This is a genomic window from Calditrichota bacterium, from assembly GCA_013152715.1.
GTDB lineage: Bacteria > Zhuqueibacterota > Zhuqueibacteria > Thermofontimicrobiales > Thermofontimicrobiaceae > 4484-87.
On the sequence record JAADFU010000131.1, the window covers coordinates 45823 to 53184 of the forward strand.

The window sequence follows — 7362 nt, forward strand, 5'->3', positions numbered from 1 at the left end:
TGTTGTTTTGAATGAGCGCCGGAAAAATAAATTTAATTTTGCGGCTATTTGTATTATTCCGCTTTTGTCGTTCCTTTATTTTCGGCGAAGGCATTAGTTATTTTTCGTGCGCGGGCGTTCTGCCCTGTTTTGCCGATCTGCTCAAAATTGAATCCGCGAAAATCCGCGTCCCATTCTCAAAAATCAATCTCTTGGTTCAAAAGTCCCGTACACGAGCGTTTTTTTGTTTTCAACCATCACTTTGCCGCGGGCAATCACTGTGTCAACTTCCCAGTCGGCATCCAGCAGCACTAAATCGGCATCTTTTCCGACCACAACTTCGCCTTTATTGCTCAATTTCAAATTTCTGGCAGGATTCGAGGTCACTGTCTGCAAAACTATTTCCGGCGACAGATTTAACTCAAGAGTTGCCAATTTTAACTGGTGCAAAATCGAGTCAACGCCGGAAACTTCCAGTGCGGTGCAATTGCCGTTCCCGTCGAACACCGGCAAACTTCCCTGCCCGTCCGAGGAAAAGGAAATGTTTTCTATCGGGGCATCGGCTTCCAGAGCTTCCTTGAGCAACTGGGCGCACGAACCGGGAATCTCTTGTCGATCTCTTCTCTCCCTGCCCGTGGTCATATCGATTAATCCGCCTTTTTTGGCAAATGCAATTGCAGAGAGGAAAAGCGGTCTGTTTCGGTTAACGTGGGTGACGACAAATTGCGTCGGCGGAATCTCTGTGCGTTCAATGACTTGCTCGATTGGCGCGAGTTTCTGCTCGCTGTCGCCAAGGTGGACGTTCACAATTCCCGCTTTCCCGGAAAGCATGCCACCCAGACGCGCGTCAGAGGCCAATTTCGCCAATTGCTCAATCGTCGGATGCGAGGAACGATGGTCAGATACGGAGACCTCGCCAACGCCGATAATTTTATCGATGAGAATAATGTCATTAACAAGAGATCCGGTCGCTGTTCGCACCGGGACCTCGTAAGAGCCGGTGTAAACGAAAGTAGAAATTCCTTCTTCTTCCAGACCGCGCGCCTTGGCCAACAAATTGCTCATGGTTCTGGTGATTCCGTCCGTTCCCAGACACCCGACAACCGTAGTCACACCGGCGCGGGTAATATCCGTCAATACAATTTCCGGAGTGCGTGTTTTGAAACCTCCTTCGCCGCCGCCGCCGAGGATATGGACGTGATTGTCGATAAATCCGGGCATGAGCAACTTGCCTGTTCCATCGAGAACTTTTATTTGCAGGGAAGCAGGGAAATCAATGTTTTCAGCAATCAAACCAATTTTTTCGCCAGTGATCAACACATCTTTTTTCCCCAGAAATCGGGGAGCGTAAACCTTTGCACCCTTTATCAGAATGAGTGTCTCGCATACATTTTCAGCATCCATTTTTTGTCTTTCTCAACTCAATGTCAGTAACTATTCACTATTTCAATTATTTTAACATATTATTGACAAAATCTTGCTCTCTATGCCTCTTTTTGGCAAATATCGACCGGAAATAATATTCACTGATCCTTCAGGCAAATTTCTGGATCTTCCCTAAAAAGCAATTGTTGGTAATTTTTTTCGCCCCATTTCTCTGTCCTGAAATAACCATTTTTGAGTTCATTCTGCGAATTCGTCAATTTTCATTTGGCGAAAATTTTATCACACCTCAGCGGAAGAGCAAATTAATTCGACAATGAATTGAAGATCAAAAATTGACCAAATTGCCTGTCCAGGTTGATTCGGGATCCAGGGACGGGGTTATTTTGAAATGATTTTAAAACGGAAATCGCTATTGCTTTTCCAAAAACTAACGGTTAAAGACTATTCTCAATGTGCACGCGAAATATTTTTTCCATTTTAAATCATTGGTAAAAAAATTATTTCAATTAAGTTTAGGAATTTTTTTTGAATTTGTCAAGTATTATTTTTGTAATTTTAAAACAAATATCAAAATTGGATTAAATGAAAAAAATCCTGATTTGCCGTCCAGAATCTTGATTACATTTCGGTAGCCAACCATAAAAAATGTAACTTTTTACAAATTTTACTTGACACTTGTCGAATAATTTGATATAATAAAGTGTTGGCAATCTTCAAATGCAACAGGTATTTCAGAGGTGTAATTTCATAAATGAGAGGAGGGGTAGGTGAATGCAAATCCCCGTGAGAGTTGATCGCGTGACATTAGATACATCATCGAACCGATTTGTCGTCATTTTGCGCGATGATGTATTTAGCCGTTGGCTGCCAATCGTGGTGGGCACAACTGAAGCGCAGGCAATCGCTTTACAATTGGAAGGCATTGTTCCGCCTCGTCCTCTGACTCATGATTTGCTGCGAGATTTGTTGAAAACCATCGACATAGAGATCGACAAAATCATCGTGAACGACCTGAGACAAAACACCTACTACGCTATCATTTATCTGCATCAGGGCAGGAAAAAATACGAAATCGACGCCAGACCGAGCGACGCCATCGCGCTGGCTCTGCGGATGGGAGCGCCAATTTTTGTAGAAGAAATGGTGATGGTGAACGCCGCCATTGCCGAAGATTCCGAGCCAAAGGAAATCATTAAAAACCAGGAAACAGATAGGCCGTTGCGCGATGTCGACCAACTGGAAGAACTCAATATCAAGCTGCAAAAAGCTATCAGAGAAGAGCGATTCGAAGACGCGGCTCGCATCCGCGATGAGATTGCCAACTTGAAACATGAGCGTCACCAACAATAATTTTAACAATAAAATTCATTCTCGATAAATTTCATTGAAATGGTATGCTTTCATGGCGGTGCCATTTTTTTGTTCAAAAAGCTGCCAAACAACACATTATCCAACAAGGAGATGCAAAAATAGATTCCGGATCAATAAACACGGTCCACTCTTTTATTGCCGGAGAAAAAATCTACCTTCGGCCGATTGCAATCGATGACGCCAATTTCATCTACCAGGGGGAGAATGACGAACTTGTCCGCGATGCGCTGTTTTTGGCGTTGCCAGTAAGCCTTTCCGCCGCCCGCGAAAAAATTGAAAAATCCATCAATGATCCCAGCCAGATCGTATTTATGATTGTGACAAAAGACCGCCATATCACCGTAGGACAGACCGCGTTTTTTCGTATCGATTACATCAGCCGCGCAGCGGTGTTTTATCTTGCAATTCTCGATGCAAAATTTTGGGGTTCCGGTTTTGGCGCCGAAACCACGAAATTGATGGTCGATTATGCCTTTCAAACGCTAAATTTAAACCGCATCCAACTGCACGTAAATGAAAAAAATACGCCTGCAATAAAAATTTACCAACGCGTTGGATTTCAAAAAGAAGGTGTGTTGCGCCAGGCAATGTTCAAAAACAACCGCTATTTTGACTTCTGGGTCATGGGTATTTTGCGCGAGGAGTGGGAAAAAATATTAAAGCGGTGATGAAGTGACTTTTCGGGGAAAGGGTAAACCGTTTGTTGTAATAATTCAACTACTGGTGACAATTCTGCGAACAAACAGAATTCAAACAAGAAAGGATGGTGCACATGAGTAACTCTCGAAAAATTTCGTTGCCGAAAGCTGTACTCATCATTACTGTCGTTGTGTTGATTTTTGTCATTCTGGGATCAACTCCATTAGGGAAACCATTAGCAAATTTTGCAAAAAGCCCGACTGGGAAAACCATTTTGATAGTTCTGGTATTTGTCTGGCTCGCATTGGCATTGTTAGCCGATTATCGCAATTGGTCAGAATATTCACTGGGAAGAAAAATTTTTGCTGTTGTTGTTTGGGTAATTATTATCGTCTTTTTCATTAAGTCGTAATTTGTCCGGATTGTTTTTAGAAATATTTAAGTTCAAAGTGGTGGGCGAAAGCACAGGAGTAGTGTCTCATCTCTCAATCCGTGATCTTAATGGTCGTAGCGACGGACAGTAGAATTAAATATCTATGAAAATTATCAAATAAAAGCGGAGCAAACCAATGGCGAAAACCGCAGCGCAAAATCAATCTCCCGGACGTTCCCCCTGGCTTTGGGTGCCGAGCATCTATTTTGCTGAAGGCATCCCTTACATTGTTGTGATGACAATTTCCGTAATCATGTACAAGCGAATGGGTATTTCCAATACAGACATTGCTCTTTACACCAGTTGGCTCTATCTGCCCTGGGTCATCAAGCCACTCTGGAGTCCGTTAGTTGATTTAATGAAAACGCGGCGCTTCTGGATCGTAACTATGCAATTCATCATCGGCGCGGGACTTGCTTCTGTTGCGCTGACCATTCCTTTGCCCAGATTTTTTCAGTTCACTCTTGCTTTTTTCTGGTTGTTAGCCTTCAGCTCGGCAACGCACGACATTGCCGCCGACGGATTTTACATGTTAGGGCTGAATCAGCACCAACAGGCATGGTTTGTGGGAGTGAGAAGTACGTTTTACCGTTTCGCTATGTTGACCGGTCAGGGCCTGCTGGTGATTTTGGCCGGCTACATCGAGAGCCACAGCGGTCTGCCCAGTATTGATTATCGCGTTTCTGCAGCGCCGGGGCAGACAGTGCAGGAAGTCATTTCTCCGGACAGTTTGCACATTACGCCTCTGGATGAACATCTGCACATTATCGCCTATCCGCCGGAGTTGGAAATTGCTGCTGTTCCACGCACTGCAGAAAAAGTGAATGAACTCATTGCTCAAGCAAAAAAATGGAACAGTCAATTTGCCACCCAGCGCGAAATTCAGGAACAAAAACAAAAGCAGGAAAAACCTGGCTGGTGGCACGAGCATGTCACCAAACCGTTGGGCAGCGGAATTCAATCGATTTTTGGCATTGAGCAAAAAGAAAAAGCAATTTCAAAATATGTGGGAAATATCGGCGTCGGCTACCTCTATTTGTCAAAAAAACCTGACGCAGGCGAAAAAATCGTCGTCAATTTCGGCAGGGAGAGAGGAGACAAAAGCATCAATTTGATTGAAGGAAGTCGTCGCGAATTCACAGCGGAAAACTGGAATCAGCCACTCATGGTCATCGTTCAACTTGACGCGAAACTGGATCACGCTGCCTCTGCAGTCTTCGCCGCCCGCGCCGGAAATATTCCTTTGTCGTGGATTCTGACTTTTGCCTTTATGGCGGCGCTGTTTTTTCTGTTCGCCATTTACCACAAATTTATTCTCCCGCACCCGGCAGCAGATGTGTCCCGTTCTCTGGGCGATGTGCAACAATTTTTCAAAAATTTTGTCAACACGTTCGTGCTCTTTTTCAAAAAAGACAAAATCGGCATTTCTCTGGCATTTCTGCTCATTTACCGTCTCGGGGAAGCGCAATTGGTGAAAATCGCCTCGCCATTTCTGTTGGACAGTCAGGAAGCCGGAGGACTGGGACTGACGACCGGCGAAGTCGGTTTTGTTTACGGCACCATTGGCATCGCCATGCTCACCATCGGCGGTTTGCTGGGCGGATTTGTCGCGGCAAAATACGGTCTCAAAAAATGGCTCATCTGGATGGCGATCTTCATCAATCTGCCCGATGCCGTTTACCTTTACATGGCGCATACGCAGACGGATAATTTTTTCATCATCAATCTCTGCGTTGGCATCGAACAATTTGGCTACGGATTTGGCTTCACCGCATATATGTTGTTCATGATTTACATTTCCGAAGGCGAGTTCAAAACCGCCCATTTTGCCATTACAACGGGATTCATGGCACTGGGCATGATGATTCCCGGCATGATTAGCGGCTGGGTTCAGGAATTGATTGGCTATAACAATTTTTTCATCTGGGTGCTCATCTCGACAATTCCCGGAATTATTTTGTGTAAATTTTTGCCCATCGATCCGGAGTTTGGGATGAAGAAAGAATAGTAAGTTTAAGATGTAGTCCACTTCTGAAGTGGACTACACCTTGACAATGTTCAACCCTTTAGGTTGTAATTGGTCTGATTGGTGTTTTTCTACAAAAGTTGAATGCCTCCCGTGTTCTTGGCTCAATAAGAATTTGAGATCGAAATCCGCCGTAGGCGGATTTACATTTGTAGCAAAAAACGGTCGCAACACAAACGGAGAACTCCGCAGGAATTCAACAGAAATAACAATCAAACAAAAAAAGGAGAATTACCAAAATGTCCACCTACACCCAAATTTACATCCATATCGTTTTCCATATCCAGAATCCCCAACTTCTGCTGATGGGTGAAACCAAAACGAGGGTATTCAAATACATGACCGGAATTATCAAAAATATCGGACATAAACCGATCATCATCAATGGGATGCCGGATCATGTCCATATTTTAGTCGGCTTGTCGCCGGACAAAACCATTTCTGATTTGGTAAAAGAGGTTAAACGCTGTTCCACCAATTTCATCAATGATAATAAATTTTTCCCTGTTAAATTTGCCTGGCAAAAGGGATATGGTGCTTTTAGCTATTCCAGATCGCATTTGACCAATATCATTGATTACATAAAAAATCAAAAAGAACACCACCGCAAGAAAACATTCAAAGAGGAATATATTGAAATGTTGAAAAGATTTGGTGTGGATTATGATCCTAAATATATCGATTTGTGAATTATGTTCAACCCCGCCAGCGGGGTTGGCAATTTGCCACGTTCGAATATTTTCTACAAATGTCGAACACCTTCGGCGTTCTGGGTTACGTTTAAAATTTGAGGATAAAATCCGCTGACAGGCGGATAAACATTTGTAGAAAAAACCGATTCTATCACGGCGAGGAACTCCGCAGGAGTTCAACAAAAAATACGTGTAGAGAGAATTTGCATTTTACGACCAGACGATTGACGCTATACAAAATTTTACCAGAAACATTCACTTTAACCCAAACCGCAAATGAACACTCAACTTCAAGAATTCACCTTCACATCAAATCTCACGACTATAGATTTCTCGATCATCTTACTTTTCATTCTCTTTTCAATTTCCATCGGTCTCTATTTTTCCAAACGCGGCAGGAAAAACATTGCCGAATACTTCGCTTCCGGCGGCGGGAGTCCGTGGTGGCTTCTCGGCACTTCCATGGTGGCGACAACTTTTGCTGCAGATACGCCGCTGGCGATCAGCGGATTAGTCGTCAGACAGGGCATCTGGGGAAACTGGTTCTGGTGGGCGCAAATACCGATTTTCACCGGGGGAGTCTTCTTTTTTTCCCGTCTCTGGAAGAGAGCCAGAGTGCTCACTGACACAGAACTGGTGAATATCCGCTATTCCGGTAAATCTGCCAAATTCTTGCGCGGCTTTCGTGCTGTCTATTTGTCCCTGCCGTACAATTGCCTTATCATGGGGTGGGTAATCCTTTCCATGACCAAAATCATGGATTTGACTTTCAACATTCCCAAACATACGGCTGTTTTCATTTGCCTCGGCATTGCGGTGCTCTATTCTGCAATTTC

7 protein-coding genes are annotated in these 7362 nt (G+C 43.8%); 6 read left to right on the forward strand and 1 reads right to left on the reverse strand.

Translation table 11 applies throughout. From position 1 onward, the window contains the following. Positions 1-183: 183 nt before the first annotated feature. Complete coding sequence (locus GXO74_10855) at positions 184-1383, reverse strand: beta-aspartyl-peptidase (GenBank protein NOZ62171.1); 1200 nt, start codon at positions 1381-1383, stop codon at positions 184-186. Between the two features lie 753 nt (positions 1384-2136). Between GXO74_10855 and GXO74_10860 the strand changes: the two genes are divergently transcribed. The 6 genes from GXO74_10860 to GXO74_10885 all read left to right on the forward strand — a co-directional run. Next, positions 2137-2715, forward strand: a complete 579-nt coding sequence (locus tag GXO74_10860) for a hypothetical protein (GenBank protein ID NOZ62172.1) — start codon at positions 2137-2139, stop codon at positions 2713-2715. A gap of 44 nt (positions 2716-2759) precedes the next feature. Continuing rightward, on the forward strand, positions 2760-3404 hold the full coding sequence (locus tag GXO74_10865) for a GNAT family N-acetyltransferase (protein ID NOZ62173.1): 645 nt from the start codon (positions 2760-2762) through the stop codon (positions 3402-3404). Between the two features lie 104 nt (positions 3405-3508). Then, the gene (locus GXO74_10870) at positions 3509-3787 is read left to right on the forward strand and encodes a hypothetical protein (GenBank protein ID NOZ62174.1); all 279 of its coding nucleotides are present in this window, start codon (positions 3509-3511) and stop codon (positions 3785-3787) included. 157 nt (positions 3788-3944) lie between these two features. Continuing rightward, entirely contained in the window at positions 3945-5816 is a 1872-nt protein-coding gene (locus tag GXO74_10875) for an AmpG family muropeptide MFS transporter (protein ID NOZ62175.1), read from the forward strand. Between the two features lie 257 nt (positions 5817-6073). Continuing rightward, on the forward strand, positions 6074-6523 hold the full coding sequence (gene tnpA / locus GXO74_10880) for an IS200/IS605 family transposase (GenBank protein ID NOZ62176.1): 450 nt from the start codon (positions 6074-6076) through the stop codon (positions 6521-6523). A 279-nt stretch (positions 6524-6802) separates the two neighbouring features. Next, positions 6803-7362 (forward strand): sodium:proline symporter (locus GXO74_10885; protein NOZ62177.1); only part of this gene is annotated, 560 nt, incomplete at its 3' end.